The following is a 22,765-nucleotide window of genomic DNA, read 5'->3' on the forward strand; positions in this document are numbered from 1 at the left end:
ATACTTTTCCGTGGGTAAGCACCGTATGGAACAGCCCAGTGGCGCCGCCAAGGCCGCCAAGTCCGCAGTGATCGCCGGTTCGATCGCCGTCGGTTCCCTCGCGCTCGCCGCCGGCCCGGCCGACGCCGCCCCGGTGGACATCCCCGGAGTCGGCACGTTCGACATCCCCGGCGTCGGTGGACTGGGCAACGGCTCCGGACCGAGCATCGGGAAGAACCACGCGCAGCGCGCACTCGCGGCCGCGGAGTCGAAGATCGGTTCGCCGTACTCGTACGGCGCCGCCGGCCCGAACGCCTTCGACTGCTCGGGCCTGGTCCACTGGTCGTACAAGCAGGCCGGTCGGACCATTCCGCGCGACAGCTACGGCCAGCTCGGAGGCGGCCGTCGGGTCGCCTCGCTCGCCGCGGCCCGTCCCGGCGACGTCCTGATCTTCAACGGTGGCGGCCACGCCGGCATCTACGCAGGCAACGGCAACTTCATCCACGCTTCGACCTACGGTGTTCCGGTCAAGCGGGACAAGGTCAAGGCCTGGAACCTCACCGGCATCCGCCGGTACTGAGCACCGCCTTTCAGATGTGAACACCGGAGCGAGCCGTGCGCCGAAGGCGTGCGGCTCGTTCCGGCAGTGGTAGGGATGATCTTTCTGTGATGCGTACCTCTGACCTCCTCCGCCGGGCCGCCCGGCGGACCGTCGCGAGCGTGGTCGTGATCGCCGCCGCGGCCACCGTGGCCGTCGCGCAGCCCGCCGTCTCCCCGGCGGAGCCCGCGCAGAGCGCCGACGGGCTCCTCAAGCGCTACAAGGCGCTGTCGATCCAGGCGGAGAAGGCCGCAGAGGCGATGAATCACGCGCAGGCGGAGTACGACCAGCAGCGCAAGATCGTCGGTGCGGAGCGCCGGAAGGCCTCGACCGCGCAGAAAGACCTCGACGCCGCGCAGCGGAACATGGATTCGGCGCAGGGGAAGATCGACGCGCTCGCGCGCGCCAGCTACCGCGGTGCCCGGGTGAACCGGCTCTACGCGATGCTGGTGAGCGATTCGCCGCAGAACCTCCTCGACAACATGACCGATCTGGAGGTGGTCTCCCGACAGGCGGCCTCCGACATCCGTTCGATCCGCGTGTCGGCGAAGAACGCCGCGACGGCCAAGAAGGACGCGGACCGGGTCGCCGGCAGCGCCGCGGCCGCCGCGAAGGAGGCCGCTCGCAAACGCGATGCGCTCAAGACCAAGCAGGCCAAGCTCAAGCTCGAAGAGATCAGCGTGCGCGCGCTCTACGAGTCGATGACGGGACGCCAGCTCGCGGCGTTGCGCGGCCCGAGATACCGGTTCGACGCGAGTGCCGTGCCCAAGGGCACCTCGCCCGCGCTGGTCGCGGTCCACGCCGCGCTGAGCCGCATCGGCGATCCGTACGTGTGGGGCGCCACCGGACCGAACAAGTTCGACTGTTCGGGGCTGATGGTCTGGTCCTACAAGCAGGCGGGGAAGACCATCCCGCGCACCAGTCAGGCGCAGATGGCCGGCGGCAAGTCGGTCGAACGCAAGGACATGATGCCCGGCGACCTGGTCATCTACTACCCCGACGGACACCACGTCGGCATGTACGTCGGCGAAGGCTATGTGATCCACGCGTCGACCTTCGGCGTCCCGGTCGGCGTGGTCCCGGTGGACAAGGGCGGCCCGTTCAAGGCCGCGGTCCGGTACTGAACTTGTCGCGGACCGGCCGGAGTGTTCCGCCGGCGCGTCGTTCCGGAGTCGCCCGTGGCGGCGGCGCGGTACGCCTGCGCTCCCTCGGCCTGGTCGGCGTCCTGACGATCGGCCTGAGCGCCTGCGGCTCCGAGCCGCAGACGCCGATCCCCGAACCGTCGTCCACCGTGTCGACGACGCCGCGCGAAGTGTACGAGCAGCAGCGTGTCGACGGGGTGAACGCTCTCTTCGAGCAGCTCGTGCAGGCCCTGACCAGCGGTGAGCGGGACGACCTGGCGCTGCTGATCGATCCGCTGGCGACTCCCGAGTTCCGGGAACGCTGGTTCCAGACGCAACGCGCGCTCGGGCCCACTCCGGTGCGGGCGAGCACCTCCTCCGACGCACCCGACGAGCCGTCGGCCGGTGCGACGGCGTCCGGGGAACCGGTGCCGTCGACGTCGGTCTCCGAACTCGACGAGTCGACCGCCGTCGAACCTTCGGCCGGCGAGCGGGGGAGACCCGGGCGGCCGGGCGGCCGAACCGCGTCGACGCCGCGCGGGGTGAACCTGGTGCTGCGCACCCTGGCCTACCGGGTGGCCCGGAACGAGGGGGCGGACCGCACGATCGGGGGCGAGCTCGGGCTGGCGTTGGACGCGGCGAAGGCCACCGACCGCTGGGTCTCCCCGGTGACGCTGAGTTTCGCCCTGGGCGGCACCGCGCGCCCCGGTGCCGACGAACCGGTGATCGAGGTCCCCGACGTCCTCGCCTTCGCGCGCTACGGCGATCGCTGGACACTGCTGGGCGACGGCTCGGTGGCGACCGACCCGACCGTCGACCCGATGGACCGGGAGAACTCTCCGGAACTGCCGCCGTGGGCCTTCGAAGGGTTGCTGGTCGACGACGTGGCGACCGCGGGCGGGTCGTCGTCGATCCTGTCGTATCCGGGGGCCGAGGCCACGGTGTCCATGATCCGGCGGCATCTCGCGCCCGCGGTGAAAGCGGTCAGCGCCTTCTGGGGGACCGAGTGGCCACGGCGCGTCGTGGTGACGGCGACCGGGACCGACGAGCAGTTCACGGCGTTCACCCGCACCGATCCGGCGCTGATACCGGCCGCCGCCGGTGCCGCGGTGTACTCGCGGATCGACCGGGGCACGCGGACCGTCGTGGGACAGCGGGTGGTGCTGGCACCGGTGGCCGGTGGGCTGTCGGCGGCCGGGATCGGGATCCTGCTGCGGCACGAACTGACGCATGTCGCGACCCGGCTGATGACGGCGGAGAACGCTCCGATGTGGCTCACCGAAGGGGTCGCGGAGTACGTCGGACGTCGCGGGACCGCACAGGACCTGAAGGACGCGGCCCCCGAACTGGCGGCGCAGGTGTCCGAGGGCGACCTGCCTGTGGCACTGCCCGCGGACACGGACTTCACCGGTGACCCGGAGCGCGCGCGGGCGGCGTATCAGTCGTCGTGGACGTTCGCCCGGTTCGTCGCGGAGCGGTTCGACGAGGACCGGTTGCGGAAGATGTACTGGGAGGCGGCCCGGGCGGACAGCGCGCGGAAGGCCGACCTGGCGGTGGAAGCGGTACTGGGTGTGAAGACGGCAGAGCTGATGGAGCAGTGGCAGCGGTGGTTGCGCAAGGAGGTCCGCTGATGCGGCGAACGCTGTTGGTCACCAACGATTTCCCGCCCCGGCCGGGCGGGATCCAGTCGTATCTGGAGAACTTGATCGGCCACCTGCCGCCGGACGAGGTGATCGTGTACGCGCCCCGCTGGTCGGGCTGCGAGGAGTACGACGCCGCCGCGCCCTACCGGGTGGTGCGTCATCCGACGACGCTGATGCTCCCGTCGCCGGCCGTCGCCCGCCGGGCGGTGCGGCTGGTGCGCGAGAACGACGTGCAGACCGTCTGGTTCGGTGCCGCGGCGCCGCTGGCGGTGCTCGGTCCGGTGCTGCGGCAGGCCGGCGCGGAACGCATCGTCGCGAGCACGCACGGCCACGAGGTCGGCTGGTCGATGCTCCCGGGCGCGCGGCAGGTGCTGCGGGTGATCGGCGACACCGCCGATGTGATCACCTTCGTGAGCAAGTACACGCGGAGCCGGTTCGCCTCGGCGTTCGGGCGGTGGGGTGCGCTGGAGTACCTGCCGTGCGGCGTGGACGTCGAGCGGTTCGCACCGAACCCGGTGGCCCGGCACCTGCTGCGCGAGCGCTACGGCCTGGGGGAGCGGCCCGTCGTCGTCTGCCTGTCCCGGCTGGTACCGCGCAAGGGCCAGGACGTGCTGATCCGGGCGCTGCCGCAGCTGATCGACGACGTGCCCGACGTGCACCTGATGATCGTCGGCGGCGGCCCCTACGGCGACCGCCTGAAGGAACTGGCCGCCGAGAACGGCGTCGAGGACCGGGTGACGTTCACCGGTTCGGTGCCGCCGGAGGAGTTGCCGGGCCACTACGCGCTGGCGGACGTGTTCGCCATGCCGACCCGGACGCGGGGCGGCGGGCTCGACGTCGAGGGCCTGGGCATCGTGTTCCTGGAGGCTTCGGCGTGCGGAGTCCCCGTCGTCGCCGGTGACTCCGGGGGCGCCCCGGAGACCGTGCGCGAGGGCGAGACGGGTCTGGTGGTCGACGGCCGCGACGTCGGCGCGGTGGCCAATGCGGTGTCGTCGTTGCTGCGCGACCCGGAGCGGGCCCGCACGATGGGCGAGGCCGGGCGCCGCTGGACGGTGGAGCACTGGCAGTGGAAGCAGCAGGCCGCGCGCCTGCAACAGCTGCTGTAGGCGCGGCATCCGGTGGCGTGTTCGCGGCACTCGGCTCTTGGACGCGGCAGCCGCCGTCAGTGAACCGGGGAAACCCGGGATGAACGACTCCGAGATGAACGATGGAGTGTGCTCCGCTCGTTCGTCCCGGACGGTCGGTCAGTCGTCGCCAATGTCGGTGAGGATGTCGTCCATGGTGAAGCGGGAGCCGTCGTCGGCGGCCTTGGCCTCGTCGTAGGCGCGGACATCGGCCGCGTCCTCCAGGTGTTCGAAGTACTCCAGGTCGGCGGCGGAGATGAGTGCCGCCGCGGGCTTCCCGTGCTTGGTGATGATGGTGCGCTCTCCCCGGTAGAAGGTGCGGGCGATCTCGTCGCTGATTCCGGTACGCAGGTCGGCGACGGCAACGGTGCGGTGGGGACGTGCCGTGGACATGTTCCCAGGTTAGAAAACCGAACAAAATGTGTCAATATGACGTTTTGTACAAAACAAATGTTATTCTGGCGCCGTGAAATATCGGATCGAATACCTGCGTGATGCGAAGAAGTCGCTGGTTGGCATCGGTCGATCCGATCGCAAGCTCTTCGGTCAGATCAGGGAAGCGATCGAGAGGCTCGTCGACGATCCCCGACCGGACGGATGCAAGCCGCTCGTCGGGCGCGACGGTTACCGGATCCGCATTCGCGAGTACCGGGTGATCTACGAGATCGATGACGGTGCGGTGCTGGTCACCGTTGTTCGGGTCGGACCGCGGGGGTCGATCTACGAGTAGGCGATCGCCGTTCACCCGACTTCGGTACGGCGAGTAGTCGGTCAGGGTGGATCAACGGGGCTCTGATCGGCACCGTCCAGGTCGTGTCCGACGACTCCTGCGGCACCCCGGAGACCGTGCACAAGGGTAGAGACGGGCCTGGCGGTCGACGGAGCGCCGGACCGGGTGCCTCGGATCGGGAGGCTTCGACTCCCGCTCGTCACTGCGTTCCTCGCGCGGCTCAGCCGGCGGGCGATCGTCGGGGGTGATCTCGACTCCGCTCGATCAGCGAAGGGGAGCTCGGTCAGCGAGGGGAGCCGGATCCTGGACGACGGCGCCGCCCGGCCGGGCGAACACGGAAAGGTTCGCGTCTCTGGGGCGACGCGTTGGGACGACCCTCTCGATGGCGAGGAGGGGAGGCCGGGATTTCGGTTCGAACGTCTCCGCAGCCGCCATCGACGGGACTCGCCGCCGTCGCCGGATCGGCAACGGTGGCGAGGACCAGTGAGAATCGAAGATCCCGGCCTCCCCGTCCCTCATACACGGACGGGGAAGCGGATCACTTCCGGTAGATCTTCTCGATCTGGCAGACCTCCCTGGCGCAGGGCTCTGACCAGGCTGGGGCCAGGATTCACCTCCCCGATCAGGGCCCATCCTCCACTTACCCTCCACTTATGCGAGCGCCTGCAGCACCGTCGTGAGGTCCGGCGCGACCGCCGCGCGCGGCGAGACGTAGTGCCGGGACGTCACCCCGGTGTCGGCGTGACCGAGTTGGGCGGCCGCGGCATCGATACCCGCGTTGTCGGCGATCAGCGTGGCCACCGACCGCCGCAGTGACCGGAGCTCCGCGTCTGGATACCCGGCTGCCCGCCGGAAGTACAGCCACTCGCCCTGCATCGTGGACGAGGACATGTAGCCGCCGTCGTCGGCCGGGAACACGGCATCGTCGATCACCCCGAGGCGCCGCCGCGTCCGCCGGTCGCGCAGGGCGACGGCGGCGAACGGTGGGAGCGCGAGCTGGCGGTGTCCGGCGTCGGACTTGGTGAACGGCTGTCGGATGGTGCCCTTGCCGGAGACCTGGACCAGGATCCCGGTCACGGTGAGGGTGGGCGGGTCGGCGGACAGGTCGATGTCTTCCCACCGGACGGCCAGGAGCTCGGCGGTGCGCGCGCCGGTGGCGACGGCGAGGTCGAAGAAGTCGGGCATCGCGCGTCGGCCCGCGCCGCGCCGCTTCGTCTTCCCTCGCTCGTCCGAGAGTTCCCCGTCCGCCCACACGGTGATCTTCTTGCGGAGGTCGAGGAGTTGCGCGGCGGTGAGGATGACGCCTTGGTCCTGGCTGCGGGGAGCGGGTGCGGCCTGGCGGGCGGGGTTGGCCGGCAGCGCGTCGCAGCGCACCGCGACGTCGAGCATCATGCGCAGCGGTGTCGCGGCGTTCGGCGCGCGTTTCCCGAGCTTGTCGTAGAGGCCCTGCACCCGGGACGCGCTCAGCTCCCGCAGCTGCAGGCCGCCGAGGGTCGGGTACACCAGCTTCTTCAGGTTCGCCTCGTACGTCTGCTTGGTCTGGGGCCGCTTCGTCGCCGCGACCTGCTTGAGCCAGTGCTCCCCGAGTGCCTTGACGCGGGTCTCCGGAGTGATCGCCCCCGGGTCCGGTGGCGGTTTCCGGTCGACCATCGCTGCCTTGAGCGCGGCGATCGCGGCCGCTTTCGTCTTCGCGCGGCGCTCGACCCGCCGGCGCCGGCCGTCGCTGTCGCGTACCCAGGTGCTCGCGCGCACGAACCCGTTGGGCAGTGTGGTCGTGGCGATGTTGCCGTACGTGCCGACTGCCAGGGGCGGACGTCCCATCACACACTCCGATCAGGGGTGAACTGGTTGTGCTGGCTGGCGATGGTGCCTCGGCGTCATGATGTCGAACCACCAGGTTGCGATCGTCTCGGTCAGGATCGCCGGCAGCACCGTCGGTGGACCGTCGAGGTCGGCATTCTGTGATCGCGTGGTACTTCACGGCGTCGATACGGACTTCGGCGGCGACCGCGGATCCGGTGATGTCGGCCCAGCATGCGGGTACCAGTCCGCGTGCGTTGAGGTGGTCGATCATCGGCAGGTACTTCGTGCTCATGGTCGGCGTCAGTTCACCGATCTTCTCTCCGTCGATGTGGACTGCCACCACAGCACGAGATGACCGTGAGTTCTTCACGACGTCTCTGTGCAAGGTCGCGTAGAGCAGGCCGTACCCGGATTCGGGGACGTGTTCGAAGAGTGTGTCGAAGTAGTCTGCTTCCTTGGTGACCTGCACTATCCCGGCTCGTGGGAGCATCGTGTGCGGCACGGTCGGCGGGTTGTTGAGGGGGATTGCATTGGCGGGATCTTCCGGCAACAGGATCTCGAATCGAATCAACGTCTTCTTTTCGGGGACGTCGGAGAACCAGTCCTCGCGCTCGAACATGTATATGCGACCGCTGGTGATTGCGGTGCAGTCTGAGTCCGTGATCCTGCGAATCGTCCGCACCCACTTCCGTGCGACGTCGGCGGGAAGGTAGCCGAGCAGGGTGCCATCGACGCGCACGGCGATAGCGTTCCTGTCGTGCTCGTTCTCGGGCTCGGGTACGAGCTCGACGTCGAGGCGGAGTTCCTCACCGCTGCGATTCCACGACAGCGGGAACAGTCGTTCGATCGCCGCCTGTCGCCACGTGATGCCGACGACTTTCTGATCGCACCAGGCGCTCCGGTCGATCGTCCATAGCCTGAATCTGGGGTTGCTCATTCTCTGCTTCCGGTCCGTCGGGGCCTGGTTGTTCGCTGATCATGGTGTCGTTGGTCGACGCCTACACGGCGGCCATCACGCACACCAGTCGGTGTCGGCCAACGCGCCGTCGATGTGTGCGCGCTCGTCGGCGGTGAGGGTTTCGATGCGGGCGAGGAGGGTGTGTCGGTCGGTCCAGACCTCGTCGGCCATCTCCATGCCGGCCACGCCTCGGCACCAGCGGATCGCGTCGATCAGGGCGTCGAGGGGGATGAGCAGGCGTGCGGCGATCCGGTCCACCGTGCGTTCTTCACGGGCGATCAGGACTGGCTGCTCGGGCAGGACGCCGCGTTCGACGTGGACGAGTTCGTGAGCGAGGACGGAGCGGCGCGCGGCTTGAAGAAGGCGCGGGTCCATCACGATGTGCCGGTCACCGTCCCAGCCGCCGGCGATACCGTCGTCGGTGAAGCACCAGACGATGTCGATGCGTGGGTGGTGGTCTCGGAGCCAGCGCCACGGGTTCAGGGCTCCGGTCATGCGGGATCGAAGTCGTCGCCGGAGTCCTGGTTCTCCTCTCCGACGTTGCTGGTGTCTTCGGCCATCTCCTTGACGCGCTTGGAGGCGACACGGATCGCCGGCTCAGTGTCTTGTGCCTTCGCAGCGGTGACCTGGTGTTGAGCCTGGTGGCCGAAATTCGGCGTGATGACGTTGGGGTCGCCTTCGTCGCGGAACATTCGTGCGGCCTCGGGATCAGTGCGTTTACGGATCTCATCGAGGATCTGAGCGTTCGTCGCGTACCCGAGCGCAACCGGGATGCCGGCAAGTTCTACCGAGGCTGAGTCGACGTAGCCGGTTTCAACAAGAGCGTCGACTTCGTTGTGGCGGTATGCGCGTGCCAGTGCGATCACGAGTTCAGGGTCGAGCTTCGACTTCGCCAGTTGCCGGCTGATCGTGCTGTGCGAGACGCCGGTGTTCGTGGCGACCGTCCGAAGGCTGTCCCCTCCAGTGAGGGCGTCCAACCATTCTTGAAAGTTCATGTGGTGCAGGTTAGCACCGCTCAGTTTTTTGTGTAACCACCTGCGGTGATGATCTTGATTCCCCTGTCTCGTCCGCTCCGACTGTTGCAAGATCGACCCATCTGGTGCATGATCGTTACACCTCGAACGGAAGCGCACCACGGAAGGGGGAACATGAACCGAATCCGATTCCGCGAGGGCGTCATCGACGCCATGAAGCGAGAACACAATTTCGAGTCGGACGCGCAGGCTGCTGCCGCGCTCGGAGTCACTGCCGACCAGCTCGAACGACTGCGCCACGGCGCACCGATCAGCGCAGATATGGCATTGCAATTCGCGGCGGTGCAAGGGACGGGCTATCGGATCGACCTTTGGATCGAACCCGTGCCGGCATTCGATCTGGCCACCACATAAGAGCGGCCGTCGCCTGCTGGAACAGGACGACGGCCAAGAGAACTCGGGAAGGAGTTCAACCATGAAGATTACCAGGCTCTACAAGGGCCATCAGCTCACCGCGGAGACCACCAGCGTGGTCGTCGATCACGAGGTACTTGCCGCAGCGGCGGAGCGGATGTGCCGGCGGGTGGAGGACGAGCGGTTGGACCTGCTCTGGCTCGGCCGGATGTGCGCCGAGCACATGCGGGCTACCGGGGGCGCCGGCGTCGCTCAGGCCGTGTGGGGGGACCCGCTGGTCTCGGTCTTCCCGGCCGACTTCGCGCGGGCGGAGCGGTCGCGGTTGGCCCGGATGGAAGCCACGCAGGACTACACGGGCCTGAGCGAGATGGCGGGAGCGGTGTCGTGACCGGTGTCTACGACCTTGACCAGGTGCGGGCGCAGCGGCTCGCCACCGACATCGTCGACCTCGACCTCGACCTCGAGCAGCGGCCGCAGCGGCTCCTCAACGTGACCTCGATGGCCGCGCTGCTCGACTGCACGACCCGCCAGGTGTACCGGATGAACGCCGCCGGCCACATCCCGCCCGGCTTCCACCTCGGCCAGGCCCTGCGGTGGCGCGAACTCGACGTCGCGGCCTGGATCGAATCCCTTGGAGAGGACGCATCGTGACCGAATCAACCGAACAGAATCCGGTGAAGATCACGTGGGACGGCATGCTCGCCGGACTCACGGAGCGCCTCGACATGGAAGCGCGCCGCTCGTCGGACTTGAACTTCGCGCGGTACCTGCGGAGCGGGAATCCGAAGTACGGGTATGCGCGCCGACCGAAGTCGGCTGTGCGGAGTGTCGCGGAGTTGGTGGGCGTACTCGATCGACTGGTCGTCGCTGACGATGCGGGGCGTCTCCGCGAGTGGGTTCGGGAACTGCGCCGAGCCCTCGACAATGTGGATCACATGTTCGGCATCCTCGAGGACGATGTCCGCAGTTTCGTCGACGACGGACCAAGTGAGGAAGAGCGGAAGGCCACTGCTGAGCAGAAACTGACGGCGAACGCGCTGGTCTTCCATGACGCTGCTACCAGTAGGCCTGGTCGTGTTGAGGATCTCCTTGCTCAGGTCCTCGCGGAACTGAAGACATTGAACGCTGCGCACCGCCCGCGGTCGTTCACGTTCGAGGGCTCCGACCAGAAGCCTGACGAGACTCGGCGCCAGATCCTTAGGGACCTGGTGCGACGTGCTGGCCTTCAGAAGAAGGCGGGTGCGTGATGCCGTGGATTCGGATTGCTGAAGGTCCGGACGAGGGCCGTCCGGTCTACATGTTCCGGGGGCCGGCCGCCGATTCTTTGCCGCTGGCCACGTCGGGGGTGTTCACGGTGGTCAGGACTTCCGGGGTGGAGATGGGCCTTGATGCGGGGTCGGTGGAGATCTGCGTGAAGCGAGCAAAGAGCCGCGTCGTGATCCCGCGGCGGGTGTCGTGGGTACTGCTACGAGAACCCGGTGTCGTTCTGGTTGATGTGAACCGCCCCATGCCCGCGAACTGGTTGTCCGTCGAGAAAGTCCACGAACTCGCGACCATGCTCGCTGGTGAAGTACTCCGGGAATCGGGGATCACTGCCGGGGTCGGGGAAGTGGAACTCGACGTCGCCGGAATTGCGGATCCGGATCGGATCGTCGAGGACATCGATGCTCCGACACACCGCAGGACCGTCATGCTCGGTGTACGTCCACGCGTCCGGCGTGAAGGGCTATGCCTAGTCCCGGAGCTCGTGGTGCTGACCATCCAGTTCAGGCGTCCAGAATCCAAGTCGCACTGGATCGGGGGCGACCAGTGATCGATCTGTTGTTGGCGGCCACTCCGGTCGTGCTCGCGGTCATGGCGTCTCTGGTCGCGGTGGTGTTGATCGTGCGGGCCGTGGTGGCTGAGGCCTCGACGGAACTCCGGCGGGTCGAGGCGGTGCTCGCCGAGGTCGAGGTCGACCTCGATCGGACCAGGTGTGCGTTGCGGGCTGCGGTCGCTGATGTCGTCGCGCTCGAGGACCAGCTCACCGAGGCCGAGTCTCACCGGCCCCCGAGGGGCGGGGAGGTGGTGCGTATTCGTGAGGGCCGGCAGGTCCAGAACGCGCACGTACTCGACCTCCTCAGGGACGCCAGCGAAGTCCAGGCCGACGTCGAGGAGGCCTCACGACGGTTGAAGGAGCGGTTCGCGTGACCATCAAGAACACGCCGCCGGTTTCGTTGGCGGAGCGGCGGTCCAGGTCCCGGTCGAGTGTGATCGAGGTTCATCTCGATCGGCTCGCACAGTGCCGGGCGGCTATCGACCTGTGTCGGGAGACCCTCGATCGGCGGGGCGCCCGCCTGGACATCGTGGTTTGTGATGTCGATGGCGACGAGCTCCTGGTCCTGCCGCCCCCGGTACCGCAGGTGACGGTGCGTGCGGCCGCGGTCTTCCCCGACCTCGACGAGGTCGTGGTCGGGGTGACCGACCCGATCGACGCGTCGGTGTTCTCCGCGGTGGAGGCGTCCATGGCCGCGGTCGCGGATCTGCTGCAGCAGATCCGGCTGCACCCTTCCGAACACGGGGGCCACCGGTGAGCCGCCGGCCGCCGCGCTGCCGGGACTGCGACGCGCCTATCACGTTCTGGCCGTCATTGAACAGCGGTTCGTGGCTGTGTGTGGACCTGTCCTCGGACGAGGCGGGCACGGTCCGCAAGGTCGTCTCCGGGAACCGCGTGTACGCCGATCGCCTCAAGGGCCTCGACCTGGCAGCGGCCCACGCTGACGGCCAGATGCTGTTCACCCTGCACGCCACGACGTGTCGTGCTCGTCGCGGTCCCCGGTCCGGGCGCCGCCCCGACCACCTCACCCCCTCTCCTTCTTCTCGCTGAAAGTCGAGCCTTCCTCATGTCCACTGTCGAAACCCTCACCCAAATGCCGCCGGAACTGCGGCTGCCCATCGACGCCCTGCGCCCGCACGGGATGAACCTGCGCCGCGACCTCGGGGACCTGTCCACCCTGACGGCGTCGATCAAGGCGAAGGATGTCCTGGCCCCGATCACGGTCGCCCCGGCCACCGAACCGGGCCAGTACGTCATCCTGGCCGGACACCGGCGGGTCGCCGCCGCGAAGAAGGCGGGCCTGGACACGGTGCCGGCCACGATCCGCCACGACCTGACCGACGAGGCCGACCAGATCGCGGTCATGCTGACCGAGAACCGTGACCGTGCCGGACTGACCGCCGACGAGGAAGCCGCCGGCGTCGAGTACATGCTCGACCTCGGGGAGTCGGTGAAGACCATCAGTCGTCGTGTCGGCTGGTCCGCGACGAAGGTGAAGGCCCGCGCGAAGATCGCCCGCCTCGACGCCGAGGTGCGCGCCCAGATCCACCAGCACCAGCTGACCATCGCCGACGCCGTCGCGATCGCTGACGCCGACCCCGAGGACCGGGAAGAACTGCAGGCGGCGGCCGGTACCCCGGACTGGGAGGTCGTCAAGGTCCGCATCCAGCGCGCCGCCGCCCGCCGCCGACTCGCTGCCACGCAGGCCAAGAAGGCTCAGGCACTCGGGTTCGGCGAGTACTGGTTCGGGTCCGCCCTGTACGCGGCACGGCACGGCGGGTTCCGGAAAGTCGAGGAGGAGACCGGCCGCAAGACCACCGGCCTCGAGGAAAAGGACTGGGATCCCGACCTCGCGGCCTCCATCGCAGACGACCCCGACCGTTTCGCGGTCTACGCGATCACCGGAGACCACGACGCGCCGGTGAAACTGATCGTGTACCGGCTCGGTGACACGCTCCCGCCGGCGGAAGACCCCGCCGACGACACAGACTCCGGCCCGGGGACCAGCGGTGCCCAGACCGCGGAAGACCAGGAGGCCGCGGACCGGGCGGACGAGGAAGAGCGCGCCGCCCAGCAGTTGCAGGACGAACTCGACGCGGCCGCCGAGGTGCGGCTCGCGTTCCTGCGGAACCTGCCACCTGCCCAGTTCCGCCCTCACCTGGCCGGGATCATCGCCGACCTGGATCGCGCGAACAGTTTCTGCCCGATATTCCGCCGCGATATGTTCCCCGACGCCGCGGGCATCGACGCCGACACCGACGAGGACGCCATGGCGCAGTGGATCTCAGGGGCAGCGCTGGATCAACTGCTGTGGACGTCGACCGTCGGCGACCTGAATCGCTTCCTCGCCCGCTGGTTCACCCGCTTCGCGATGGTCAACAGCTGGGCCGCCGACGAAGCGATCCTGTACGCGAGCATCCTCGCCAGAGTCGGCTACCAGATGTCGTCGGTGGAAACCCGACTGGTCGACCACTACCTGCAGACCTGGTCCACGCGAGGCGAGGACACCCTGCCGTGACCGCCCGTGACGACCCGGATGCGTGGTGGCATTCGCTGCCCATGGACCGGCGCGCCCAGATCTTCCGGTGGGTTGCCGGCCCCGACCCGGTCGCCGTCGAGGTGCCCGGGCAGCTCGAACTCCTCGACCCGCTGTCGCTCCCGTTCTCTCCGAAGGATTTCCGATGAAACCACTCGCTCTGCTGGCCACCCCGCTGGTGGCCCGTAGTCACCGCAGTACCCGACCCGCCGATCCGATGACCGTCCCCGAGGGGCAGCCGACGTGGTGCCTGCGCCGCACCGCACCCCGGTTCGGGGTACACGCGTCCCGCCCCGACTCCGCCGGCACGGTGACGTTGCTGTCTCCCGGTGTGCCGGTGACGTTGACGCTGACCCGCCTCGACGACGACGGCGAGCACTGGTGGGAGGTCCCGGCCGACGCGTGGAGTCCCGGGGACCGTGTCGACGTCGGGCCCCTCCCACCCGGCCACCACGTCACGTTCGCCTGCCACGCCCCGAACGGAGGCCGATCCTGATGACCTCGGACGACACCATCGAACTCGCCGGAGACGTCTACCTGGCGGCACTGGCCGCCGGCGTCCGAACCACGCTGATCGGCAAGCGCCCGGACCAGATGAGCATGGAGGCCGCCGATACGCACGTCGGTCCGTTCTTCGTCACGCTGACCGGCAACCCCCTCGTTCAGTCCGGGATGGCGTGGGAGGTCTCCAAGTTCATCGACGCCCACGACCTCGACACGCGATGGCCACCGACCACCCACGAGGTCCCCGCGGCCTGGCTGGACCTGTGGCTGACTGGGTTCCGGATGGGCGCCCGGGTCGTCCTGGGCGCGCTGTACCCGCCCCCGCTGACCAGCGACGAACTCGACGCCGAGGTGGACAAGTTCCTGGCGCCGATGGCCGATGACCCGTGCGCGATGGAGCGGTTCCGCGAAAGCATCGTCGCGGTTTCCCTGGACGAGGACATCGAGGATCGGCCGCCGCTGACCTACGGGGACGCCCGGTGATCGCAGCCCGCCCCACGCCGGCGTGGTGGTCGATGCTGTGGCGCCTGACGGTCGTCGTGGTCCTGCTCGTCACCTGCCTCGACGCGGCCTGCGGGGGCTGGTTCTGGTGACCACCCGGCCCCGCCCCCGCGCCCCACCCCGCCGCGCCCCGCTTCCTGTACGTCCGCGTTCTGTTCTTCATCTCCTCCGAAGGGAATCTCCTCGACATGTGGGCTCGTGTTGGCGACACGTTCGCGATGCACCCGCTGCCCCTCAACGTGGGCGAGCTTCCCGACGCCGACGATCGTCTCCTGAACGAGACGATCGGGTTCTTCATCCGCTGCTGCACGCAGTCAGCGGCCCACCTGACGGACTACGTCATCACCCGCGGCACCGCGATCGCGCTCGCACCCACGCGAGCCGACGTCCTGCTGCAGACGTGTGTGCGAGCCGGACTGATGGAGGAGAACCCTGTCGGGGAGGTGATGACGTACAAGCTGTTCGACGGCGACTCCGACTTCATCCACCTGAGGTTGAAGAAGGACATCGACTGGGAGCGGCAGCGTAAAGCTGACGCCGGCCGCCCCAGCCTGATCATCCCGGTCCGTCTCCGAGATGGTGACGGATGCCGATGGTGCGGGAACGTCGTGGACTGGTCCGCCCGCAAGGGCGGACGCGCAGGCACCTACGACCACTTGGAGCCGGGAGAACCGGCCACGGTGGACACCTACGTGGTGGCCTGCAAGTCCTGCAACAGCAGCCGGCAGGACGGAGAACTCCCCCGGGGGTCCACCGGACTGCTCGATCCGCCGGCCGAACCGATCTTCTCTCGGTACTCGGTCAAGTTCCTCACGGAGAATCGATGGCGCATCAGCCAAGGGCTACCGGTGCCCTCGGCCACCTCGCCGGAGACCATCCACGCATACGCCCGCGTAGCTGGCAGCCAGTCAGCGCGCACCACGTCCTCATCGAGCCCGCAGCCAGCGGGAGATGCCCCAGCAGTCGCAGCAGCCGTAGGCGCTCCAGTGGGGTCGGGTGACGCAGCTCAGAGCGCGAACCCGAGGACGACGACTCAATCGAGCCCGCAGCCAGCGGGAGATTCCCCGACAGTGCCGCAGCCGAAGGCGCGCCAGACGGGGTCGGGTGACGCAGCTCAGAGCGCGAACCCGGAGTCGAGGGGACCAGCAGCCGAAGGCGCGGTCCCTGAACGGTCACCCGCCCCTGCACAGCCAGTGCACCGGGAGGCCGTGGACCAGGCAGCCGAAGGCGCCGGTCCGAACGGGCACACCGCGGGCCCGCCGGGCCGGCCCGACCCGACCGGGGTCGGGCCGCCCGGACAGGCCGAACACGAGGACGAACCCGGCGCACACGCGCCACCGGACGGATCCACAGATATCCACAGATATCCGGCTGATTCCGCAGATACGAAGGGTCCAGGACCTATCGAGACTGGTCGGGACGGGTCGGGTCGGGTCGGGTCGGGCAGGGTCGCGAGCCCGTCTCACCCTCCCTCTCCACCGTCCGATCCCTCTCTCACTAATTCATCACCTCGACGTCGTGGACGTCGAGGCCGAGGCCGACGCTAGAAGGAGAACCGAGCCATGCCCTCACCGCGTTACCGAATCCGTAAGTACCCGCCCCCGTCCGGCCGATGGGAAGTCCAATACCGGCACCGCGACTTCGTGTCGATCCAGACGTTCGATTCGTGGCAGGAGGCCCTCGACTACGTCAACGCTCACATCGAGATGCGGTGCGTGGTCGCGGCGCGCGCGGCCTACGAGAGGTACGAGTCCGTGCGTTCCCACATCCGCCGCGGCGCCCTGGGATCCCTCGACGTGACGGTCGGCGGCTGATGCCCGTATATGAACCGCTCAGCGACCGATTCCTGTTCGCAAGCCCGTACCCGTTCGATGGCAGGCAGCGACGCCTGGGCGCCAAACTCCGAGACGACCTCCGCGACCTGGAGTACCTCACCGGCGCGTGGCCGTTCCTGGTCACGCTGCGCGAGCGAGGCACCCGGAAGCGGTGGGTGCAGTCCCAGACCCGCCAGCAGTCAATGCTGATCACCGAGCGGCTGGAACACCACGGGCTGCGCGGCACACCGCGGCCGACACCGACCGACGTCGACGTGCTCGACCTCCTGTCCGACATCGCCTCGAAAGCGACCTGGATCGTCCGCGAGATCCAGGCCGCGATGCCCCAGTACCGGCCGGAGATCTGGAATCCACCGCACTCGGCGGCCCGAGACCCGCGCCCATGGCTCGCACTCGCCGCCCGCCTGCTCCCGCAGGCGCACACCGCGACCGCGGCCGACGACGACCCGATCGTCGAGTGGATCGAACGCATACTGGCGCCGGCACTGGACAAGACCGCCCGCAGCCTGCACGACGTCCGTGACGGGCAGGAGCTCGACGCGATCTGCCCGTGGTGCCTGGGCCGGATCCGGACAGCGACGACTGGGCGGCCGACGCTGCGCGTGCACTACCCGTCCGATCAGGACCTCGACCACGGCAGGACGCTCGACGACCTCGGTCGCACCGCTGACCAAGCGGCTCGGCGCCCGGCGGCCGAGGCCTTGATCGTCTGCCACGGACTCGACTGCACCCCGCCGTCGAACGCGTGTGGATCCCGCTGGCGTGACAAGCCGGCGTGGCCGATCCGCGAATGGGACTGGCTCGCCCGCCAGCTCCTCACCACCGAAATGAGAAGGAACTGAACATGCCCACCGTCATCGATTTCGTCGAGGACCGCCTCGCCGAACAGCGCACCCCCCAAGGCCTCGCACAGCACATCGACCCCGACCGGTACGGGCGCATGATCGACGTGCTCACCGCGGCCGCGGATCAGATCACGACCACGATCCAGTGCTACGGCGGCGACCCGACCGACAACCCCCTCGCAGCTGGCCTGCTGGCGATCGCCCAGATCTGGGACGACCACGACGACTTCGCCCCCGAAGCGTGGTTCCCCCTGATGATCGCGGGCAAGAGTCCGGCCGATGGCTGAGCGCGAGCCCGACGCGATGGCGGCAGCGGCGGCGCGTGCCGCCGCTGCCAAGTACGTCCGCCCGGGACAGGCCACGCTCGCCGACATCGTCGACGTCGCGTTGCAGGCCTACCTCGACGCGCTCTCTGGCCCGGATGAGGCGGGGCGGAGCGAACCGTGAGTATGCCGGCGAAGATCTTCACGCCTGCTGAGCGTCGGGCGTACGGGCGCTGCATGGACTGCGAGTGGCATCCAGGCACGCAAGGACATCATCCGGAGTGCCCGGAGCTGGCGCGTCGGGTCGCGCGAGCGCAGCGGAGGCGACGGTGAGCGTGCGCTGTGCCTGGTCGAAGGCTTGCCCGCTGGGTTATCCACAGGGCATACTGGGCTCGGTCGTTCCCTCATGCCCAGATCCGGGCATGAGGGTTCCGTCGTCTCCGGGGCCTGACGGTGGGTAGGACGAGACTGCGGGTCTGCCGCGAGCCGGGGTGCGGCGAGATCCAGGCCGCGTCTCTGTGCCCTTCGCATAGGGCGCTACGGGACCGACGGCTGAGGGCGTCGACGCCGACCAAACGGAACCAGGACCGCGATCGCGCTCGCCGGCGCGCGGCGGTGGACGCGCACCGGGCTCGCCGCGGCGACTGGTGTCCCGGGTTCGAGCGCGCTCCGCACCCTGCGACGGACCTGACCGCCGACCACGTCCGCGAGCAGCAGGACGGCGGTGCGTGGGACGGTCCGCTCGCGGTGCTGTGCCGGTCGTGCAACTCGCGCAAGGGGCGGCGCACGCAGCTCCGCCTCGACGACCGCACCCGCAACTCGACGCCGGCGCTGGCGCCTCGATGGACCCCCGGATCGAACACCAGTTCGACCCCCTGGGGGGTGCCCGCGCCCGAGAGGCCCCACAGGCAGCCGCCGAAGAGGTCTCCGGATGGTGCGGAGGGTCCAAGACGTCGGGGAGCCGGTGGGCTCGACCCGCTGACGTAGCCGACCAGGAAGCGACGACGATGACCGACGAAGCGAAGACCACGACCACGATGGGCGGCACGGCCTCGTCGTGGCGGTGCCTGGTCTGTGGATGCACCTGGACGTGGCGGGCGACGTACGCCGGGTTCGCCGCGTACGCGGCGATGCAGCGTGAGCACAACGGCCGTCTGGTGCTCGTCGACCCGATGTGTGCCGGCGAGGACTGAGCGTCGTGGACGGCGGCCACGCGTGGGCGGTGCTGGTCGGCGGGGTCCTGTGGTGGGAACGGCGGTGCGCTGTCCGGGGTGAGCCCGAGAAGCTGCTCAGTCGCGCGATGGATCGAGGCCGCGAGAAACACCTCGTCCTCCGCTGGGTGTTGAACGGCGTCGTGATCGCGACAGCACTGCACCTGCTCCGGTGGATCTCCCCGCGGTGGGACGTCTACCAACTGGCGCGCTGGACGGCGCGCTGAACTCTTCCGCCGGCGGCGTGATGCCGCTGGCGTTCTTCTGATCCGGGCGAGACGCCCGAGGAGGTGATCTTCTGATGGCTGGCCATGGTGGAGCTCGTAACCGCTCCGGACCGGCGCCGTCGTTGACGTCGGCGCGTTCGGACGCCCGCGACGTCCGCGCGAAGAGGCTGCCGGTGGGCGGCTACCGCGGCGACTTCCCGCCGTTGTCGGAGTTCCTGCCGGACGCGACAGAGCGCGAGGGGCAGGTGTGGGCCGACCTCTGGCGCACCCCGCAGGCCTCGCAGTGGGCCGTCGAGTCGTGGCGGCACCGCACGGTCGCGATGTACGTCCGGTGGCTGGTGCGCGCCGAGGATCCCGAGGCGACGGCCGCGACGATCACCGCCAGTCAGCGCATGGCCGACCAGATCGGCATGACCCCGGCGGGACTGCGGGAGAACGGCTGGCTGATCGTCGCCGACGACTCCGCTGTTCACCCGGACCAGGTCGACAAGCAGGCTGCGGCGAAACGAGCGGGGAAGACCCGTACCAACGGCGGCGGACGGCGTATGCGGTCGGTGTGATGGCTGAGGGGTACCTCGTCGACTTCCCGACGCTCGCCGACCTGCAGGACCCGTGGATCCAGGCGCACTGCTGTGTCCCGGACGGCTTCGACGTCGGGCAGCCGTTCGTCATGTCGGACTGGCAGTTCTGGTGCACCGCGAACCACTACCGGGTGCGGGCATCGGCGAAGTGGCAGCCGCGCCGGCCGATGAAGTCGCAGGCCTTCACACACCGCATGTCGCTGGTGATCGGGCCGCAGAAGTCGGGGAAGGGCCCGTGGTCGGCGGCGTTGACCGCGGTCGAGGCGGTCGGCCCGTCCCTGTTCGCCGGGTGGGCGGGCGACGACGACGGGTACGCCTGCGCTGACTGGGGGTGCGGGTGCGGGTTCGAGCACGAGTACGAGCCGGGCGAGCCGATGGGGATGCCGCACCCGACGCCGCTGATCCAGCTGACCGCGACGAGCGAGGACCAGGTCGGCAACGTGTACCGGCCGCTGACGACGATGATCCGCCGCGGCCCGCTCTCCGACATCATGCTCGTCCGCGAAGGCTTCATCCGGCTCCCGGGCGACGACAACCGGATCGACATCGTCACCGCGTCGGCGAACTCCCGACTCGGCAACCCGATCTCCTTCGCGTTGCACGACGAGGCGGGCCTGTACACGAAGGAGAACAAGCTCCTGAAGGTCGCCCGGACACAGCGGCGCGGCGCGGCCGGCATGGACGGCCGGACCCTGGCGACGTCGAACGCCTACGACGCGTCGGCGAACTCGTACGCGCAGCAGGAATACGAGAAATCCGCGCGCGACGTGTTCAAGTTTTGGCGGCTCCCGCCGGCCGGATTGAGCTGGGGGAACCGGAAGGAACGCCGCCAGATCCTCAAGTACGTGTACGCCGAGTCGCCCTGGGTGACGCTCGCGGCGATCGAGGCCGAGGTCGACGACCTGATGAAGACCGACCCGGCCGAAGCCGAACGGTTCTTCGGGAACCGGGCGACGACCGGCATGGGGTCCTGGCTCGAAGACGGACTGTGGGAAGCGGCGTACGCCGGTGCCTGACATGAAGTGGCTCGCGAACCCGCCACGCGGAACGCAGATCGTCGTCGGGTTCGACGGCTCGGACAGCGACGACTGGACGGCGCTGCGCGGCCAGACCCGGTCCGGCCGGCAGTTCACGCCCCGCTACGGCCCCGATCGGCGGCCGACGATCTGGAATCCCGCCGAATGGGGCGGCCAGGTCCCGCGCCGCGAGGTGCACCTGGCCGTGCTCGAGGTCCACGACCGGTGGTCGGTGGCCCGCGGCTACTACGACCCGTTCGGGTGGTGGTCCGAGATCGGGACGTGGGCCGAAGAGATCGGTGCGGACAAGGTGATCGAGTGGCCGACGAACCGGGACAAGGCGATGTTCGAGGCGATCAAGCGGTTCGAGGTCGACCTGCGCACCGGAGCGATCACCCACGACGGATGCCCACTGACCACCCAGGCCGTCGCAAACTCGCGCCGGGTACCGCGACCCGGACAGCGGTACGGACTCGGGAAACCACACGGCGAGTACCACCGCAAGATCGACCCGGCGATCGCCTCGATCCTCGCCGACGAAGCGGCCGGCGACGCGACCGCCGCCGACGCCTGGGACGAAACGACCCGCGAGGAGATCTCGCACGTCATGTACGGATTCAACTGAGGAGATCTCCCGTGACACTCTCGCCCCTGGACCGGCTGCACATCGGTGTCGCCGCCCTCGACACCGCCGAACCCGACTGGACCCGGCGTGAGCAGTACCTGCGCGGAGACCACAAGCTTCCGTACGCACCCGAGGGCGTCTCCCTCGAAGTACGAGGAGCTCCGGGTGCAGTCGATCGCGAACTGGTTCGCCGTCGCGATGCGGGCACCGGTGCAGCGCATGGAACTCGAGTCGATCTCCGGGCCGGACGGAGAGGCGGACAAGACCGCGTGGAAGCTACTCGAGGACAACGACTTCGACGACCGCGCCGAGACGCTGTTCACCCAGATGATGGTGCACCCGCGCGCGATCATGTCGGTGTCCAAGGCCGGGGCCGGTCCGCGGATCCGGGTGGAGAACTGCCGGCGCGTGTACCTGCACCCAGATCCCGACGACCCGTTCCGTCCGGCGTGGGCGGTGAAGCGGTGGACCGAGAACCAGCGGCCGCCGACGCAGCTGTGGGTGCCGGACGGTGTGAGTCTCGGCGGTGTCGACGTCGCGGTGGTCTACGACGACCGCGAATGCATCCGGTTCGAGAAGGAGCACACCGACACCGTGCTCGGGCAGTGGCGGCAGGTCCGGATCACCGAGCACGGTCTCGGTGCGCTGCCGTTCGTCGACATGGCGCTCGACGTCGACGCCGACGGCGTCCCGCACTCGCACAGCCAGGACCTGATCCCGATGCAGGACGCGATCAACACCATCCGGTTCAACTCGCTGCTGGCGATGCAGTTCAGCGCGTACCGGCAGCGCGTGGCGACCGGCTACGACCCGGTCCTGCGTGACGGCGCGGGGAACGTGGTGTACGTGAAGAACGAGGCGGGCGAGGTGATCGTCGGCCCGGACGGGCAGCCCGTCCCGCAGTTGCGCCGCTCCGGGCGCCCGGGCGTCGACCGGTTCCTCGTGTTCCCGGGGAAGGACACGAAGGTGTTCGACCTGGCCGAGTCGAACCTCGCGAACTACATGTCGGTCTACAACCGGTTCCTCACCGACTTCTTCTCCAAGTCGTCGGTGCCGCCGCAGTACGCGTTGGACAAGATGGCGAACCTGTCCGGGGACGCGCTCGCCGGCGCCGAGGCCGCGCTGCTCAGTCTGGTCGCCGACCTCAAGCGCAGCGCGAACTCGGGGATCCGGCGCGTGCTGCGGTTGTGCGACGTCGCCCAAGGGCAGACGCCGGCCAACCGGACCGTGGAATGGGCCGACACCTCCCCGAAGAGCCTCGGCCAGATCGTCGACGCCGTGGTGAAGCTGGTCAGCGCGGACTTCCCGCACGAGGCCGCCTGGGACATGCTGCCCGGCGCGACGCCGAAGAAGATCGACCACTGGAAGAAGCTGTACGACGGGGAACGCGAGTCGGCGGTCAGCGATACGCTCCTGGCCGCGTTCACCGGGCCCGGACCCGTCGGCGTCGACGTCGAGTAG

The 22,765-nt window shown here is 68.8% G+C and carries 31 protein-coding genes and 1 pseudogene; 28 read left to right on the top strand and 4 right to left on the bottom strand.

The window, feature by feature from the left end:
• Positions 1–10: 10 nt before the first annotated feature.
• From QM809_RS11360 to QM809_RS11375, 4 genes are all read left to right on the top strand, one after another.
• Entirely contained in the window at positions 11–559 is a 549-nt protein-coding gene (locus tag QM809_RS11360; RefSeq protein WP_415045902.1) for a C40 family peptidase, read from the top strand.
• Positions 560–648: 89 nt separating this feature from the next.
• Positions 649–1,701, top strand: a complete 1,053-nt coding sequence (locus tag QM809_RS11365; protein ID WP_415045903.1) for an NlpC/P60 family protein — start codon at positions 649–651, stop codon at positions 1,699–1,701.
• Positions 1,702–1,703: 2 nt separating this feature from the next.
• The gene (locus QM809_RS11370; protein WP_415045904.1) at positions 1,704–3,329 is read left to right on the top strand and encodes a peptidase MA family metallohydrolase; all 1,626 of its coding nucleotides are present in this window, start codon (positions 1,704–1,706) and stop codon (positions 3,327–3,329) included.
• On the top strand, positions 3,329–4,447 hold the full coding sequence (locus tag QM809_RS11375) for a glycosyltransferase family 4 protein (protein WP_415045905.1): 1,119 nt from the start codon (positions 3,329–3,331) through the stop codon (positions 4,445–4,447). The genes QM809_RS11370 and QM809_RS11375 overlap by 1 nt, the downstream gene beginning before the upstream one ends.
• A 138-nt stretch (positions 4,448–4,585) precedes the next feature.
• Here the strand turns inward: QM809_RS11375 and QM809_RS11380 are convergent, their stop codons facing one another.
• Entirely contained in the window at positions 4,586–4,858 is a 273-nt protein-coding gene (locus tag QM809_RS11380; RefSeq protein WP_415045906.1) for a type II toxin-antitoxin system prevent-host-death family antitoxin, read from the bottom strand.
• A gap of 73 nt (positions 4,859–4,931) precedes the next feature.
• Here QM809_RS11380 and QM809_RS11385 point away from each other — a divergent pair, with 73 nt between their 5' ends.
• Positions 4,932–5,195, top strand: a complete 264-nt coding sequence (locus tag QM809_RS11385; RefSeq protein ID WP_415045907.1) for a type II toxin-antitoxin system RelE family toxin — start codon at positions 4,932–4,934, stop codon at positions 5,193–5,195.
• A gap of 651 nt (positions 5,196–5,846) precedes the next feature.
• On the opposite strand, the gene xerC is transcribed toward QM809_RS11385, so the two are convergent.
• Positions 5,847–7,016: a site-specific integrase gene (gene xerC, locus QM809_RS11390; RefSeq protein ID WP_415045908.1), complete on the bottom strand. Its 1,170-nt coding sequence runs from the start codon at positions 7,014–7,016 to the stop codon at positions 5,847–5,849.
• Between the two features lie 739 nt (positions 7,017–7,755).
• On the opposite strand from xerC, the gene QM809_RS11395 reads away from it, so the two are divergent.
• Positions 7,756–7,914, top strand: coding sequence for a hypothetical protein (locus QM809_RS11395; protein ID WP_415045909.1), 159 nt, complete (start codon positions 7,756–7,758; stop codon positions 7,912–7,914).
• A 96-nt stretch (positions 7,915–8,010) separates the two neighbouring features.
• Here the strand turns inward: QM809_RS11395 and QM809_RS11400 are convergent, their stop codons facing one another.
• Both QM809_RS11400 and QM809_RS11405 read right to left on the bottom strand, forming a co-directional pair.
• Positions 8,011–8,451, bottom strand: a complete 441-nt coding sequence (locus tag QM809_RS11400; protein ID WP_415045910.1) for an ImmA/IrrE family metallo-endopeptidase — start codon at positions 8,449–8,451, stop codon at positions 8,011–8,013.
• Positions 8,448–8,951, bottom strand: coding sequence for a hypothetical protein (locus QM809_RS11405; RefSeq protein ID WP_415045911.1), 504 nt, complete (start codon positions 8,949–8,951; stop codon positions 8,448–8,450). Before QM809_RS11405 ends, QM809_RS11400 begins: the two co-directional genes overlap by 4 nt.
• Positions 8,952–9,104: 153 nt before the next feature.
• Between QM809_RS11405 and QM809_RS11410 the strand changes: the two genes are divergently transcribed.
• The 22 genes and pseudogenes from QM809_RS11410 (at position 9,105) to QM809_RS11515 (ending at position 22,765) form a co-directional block, all read left to right on the top strand.
• Positions 9,105–9,344: a hypothetical protein gene (locus QM809_RS11410; protein WP_415045912.1), complete on the top strand. Its 240-nt coding sequence runs from the start codon at positions 9,105–9,107 to the stop codon at positions 9,342–9,344.
• Positions 9,345–9,405: 61 nt separating this feature from the next.
• Complete coding sequence (locus QM809_RS11415) at positions 9,406–9,732, top strand: hypothetical protein (protein WP_415045913.1); 327 nt, start codon at positions 9,406–9,408, stop codon at positions 9,730–9,732.
• Positions 9,729–9,995, top strand: coding sequence for a helix-turn-helix transcriptional regulator (locus QM809_RS11420; RefSeq protein WP_415045914.1), 267 nt, complete (start codon positions 9,729–9,731; stop codon positions 9,993–9,995). The genes QM809_RS11415 and QM809_RS11420 overlap by 4 nt, the downstream gene beginning before the upstream one ends.
• A complete protein-coding gene (locus tag QM809_RS11425; protein ID WP_415045915.1) occupies positions 9,992–10,591 on the top strand; it encodes a hypothetical protein in 600 nt (199 codons plus the stop codon). The genes QM809_RS11420 and QM809_RS11425 overlap by 4 nt, the downstream gene beginning before the upstream one ends.
• Positions 10,588–11,157 carry a hypothetical protein gene (locus QM809_RS11430; protein WP_415045916.1) on the top strand — a complete coding sequence of 190 codons (570 nt, stop codon included), beginning with the start codon at positions 10,588–10,590 and terminating at the stop codon, positions 11,155–11,157. The genes QM809_RS11425 and QM809_RS11430 overlap by 4 nt, the downstream gene beginning before the upstream one ends.
• Entirely contained in the window at positions 11,154–11,534 is a 381-nt protein-coding gene (locus tag QM809_RS11435) for a hypothetical protein (protein WP_415045917.1), read from the top strand. The genes QM809_RS11430 and QM809_RS11435 overlap by 4 nt, the downstream gene beginning before the upstream one ends.
• 155 nt (positions 11,535–11,689) lie before the next feature.
• The gene (locus tag QM809_RS11440; RefSeq protein WP_415045918.1) at positions 11,690–11,917 is read left to right on the top strand and encodes a hypothetical protein; all 228 of its coding nucleotides are present in this window, start codon (positions 11,690–11,692) and stop codon (positions 11,915–11,917) included.
• Positions 11,918–11,997: 80 nt separating this feature from the next.
• Entirely contained in the window at positions 11,998–12,210 is a 213-nt protein-coding gene (locus tag QM809_RS11445; RefSeq protein ID WP_415045919.1) for a hypothetical protein, read from the top strand.
• Between the two features lie 43 nt (positions 12,211–12,253).
• Positions 12,254–12,769: pseudogene (locus QM809_RS11450) on the top strand (ParB/RepB/Spo0J family partition protein); the annotation flags it as partial.
• Between the two features lie 905 nt (positions 12,770–13,674).
• Positions 13,675–13,845, top strand: a complete 171-nt coding sequence (locus tag QM809_RS11455) for a hypothetical protein (RefSeq protein WP_415045920.1) — start codon at positions 13,675–13,677, stop codon at positions 13,843–13,845.
• A complete protein-coding gene (locus QM809_RS11460; RefSeq protein ID WP_415045921.1) occupies positions 13,842–14,192 on the top strand; it encodes a hypothetical protein in 351 nt (116 codons plus the stop codon). Before QM809_RS11455 ends, QM809_RS11460 begins: the two co-directional genes overlap by 4 nt.
• Positions 14,192–14,683 carry a hypothetical protein gene (locus tag QM809_RS11465; protein ID WP_415045922.1) on the top strand — a complete coding sequence of 164 codons (492 nt, stop codon included), beginning with the start codon at positions 14,192–14,194 and terminating at the stop codon, positions 14,681–14,683. The genes QM809_RS11460 and QM809_RS11465 overlap by 1 nt, the downstream gene beginning before the upstream one ends.
• A 1,661-nt stretch (positions 14,684–16,344) precedes the next feature.
• Positions 16,345–16,515, top strand: a complete 171-nt coding sequence (locus tag QM809_RS11470; RefSeq protein WP_415045923.1) for a hypothetical protein — start codon at positions 16,345–16,347, stop codon at positions 16,513–16,515.
• Positions 16,515–17,378 carry a hypothetical protein gene (locus QM809_RS11475; protein WP_415045924.1) on the top strand — a complete coding sequence of 288 codons (864 nt, stop codon included), beginning with the start codon at positions 16,515–16,517 and terminating at the stop codon, positions 17,376–17,378. Before QM809_RS11470 ends, QM809_RS11475 begins: the two co-directional genes overlap by 1 nt.
• Positions 17,379–17,380: 2 nt before the next feature.
• Complete coding sequence (locus tag QM809_RS11480) at positions 17,381–17,668, top strand: hypothetical protein (protein ID WP_415045925.1); 288 nt, start codon at positions 17,381–17,383, stop codon at positions 17,666–17,668.
• Positions 17,661–17,828 carry a hypothetical protein gene (locus tag QM809_RS11485; RefSeq protein ID WP_415045926.1) on the top strand — a complete coding sequence of 56 codons (168 nt, stop codon included), beginning with the start codon at positions 17,661–17,663 and terminating at the stop codon, positions 17,826–17,828. Before QM809_RS11480 ends, QM809_RS11485 begins: the two co-directional genes overlap by 8 nt.
• An 823-nt stretch (positions 17,829–18,651) precedes the next feature.
• Positions 18,652–18,837, top strand: coding sequence for a hypothetical protein (locus QM809_RS11490; RefSeq protein WP_415045927.1), 186 nt, complete (start codon positions 18,652–18,654; stop codon positions 18,835–18,837).
• Positions 18,838–18,842: 5 nt separating this feature from the next.
• Positions 18,843–19,082: a hypothetical protein gene (locus tag QM809_RS11495; RefSeq protein ID WP_415045928.1), complete on the top strand. Its 240-nt coding sequence runs from the start codon at positions 18,843–18,845 to the stop codon at positions 19,080–19,082.
• Between the two features lie 74 nt (positions 19,083–19,156).
• Positions 19,157–19,642, top strand: a complete 486-nt coding sequence (locus QM809_RS11500) for a hypothetical protein (protein ID WP_415045929.1) — start codon at positions 19,157–19,159, stop codon at positions 19,640–19,642.
• A complete protein-coding gene (locus tag QM809_RS11505) occupies positions 19,642–20,679 on the top strand; it encodes a terminase (protein WP_415045930.1) in 1,038 nt (345 codons plus the stop codon). The genes QM809_RS11500 and QM809_RS11505 overlap by 1 nt, the downstream gene beginning before the upstream one ends.
• Position 20,680: 1 nt before the next feature.
• The gene (locus QM809_RS11510; RefSeq protein ID WP_415045931.1) at positions 20,681–21,304 is read left to right on the top strand and encodes a terminase; all 624 of its coding nucleotides are present in this window, start codon (positions 20,681–20,683) and stop codon (positions 21,302–21,304) included.
• 165 nt (positions 21,305–21,469) lie between these two features.
• On the top strand, positions 21,470–22,765 hold the full coding sequence (locus QM809_RS11515; RefSeq protein WP_415045932.1) for a phage portal protein: 1,296 nt from the start codon (positions 21,470–21,472) through the stop codon (positions 22,763–22,765).

The organism is Gordonia sp. (in: high G+C Gram-positive bacteria) (assembly GCF_047600385.1).
Lineage (GTDB): Bacteria > Actinomycetota > Actinomycetes > Mycobacteriales > Mycobacteriaceae > Gordonia.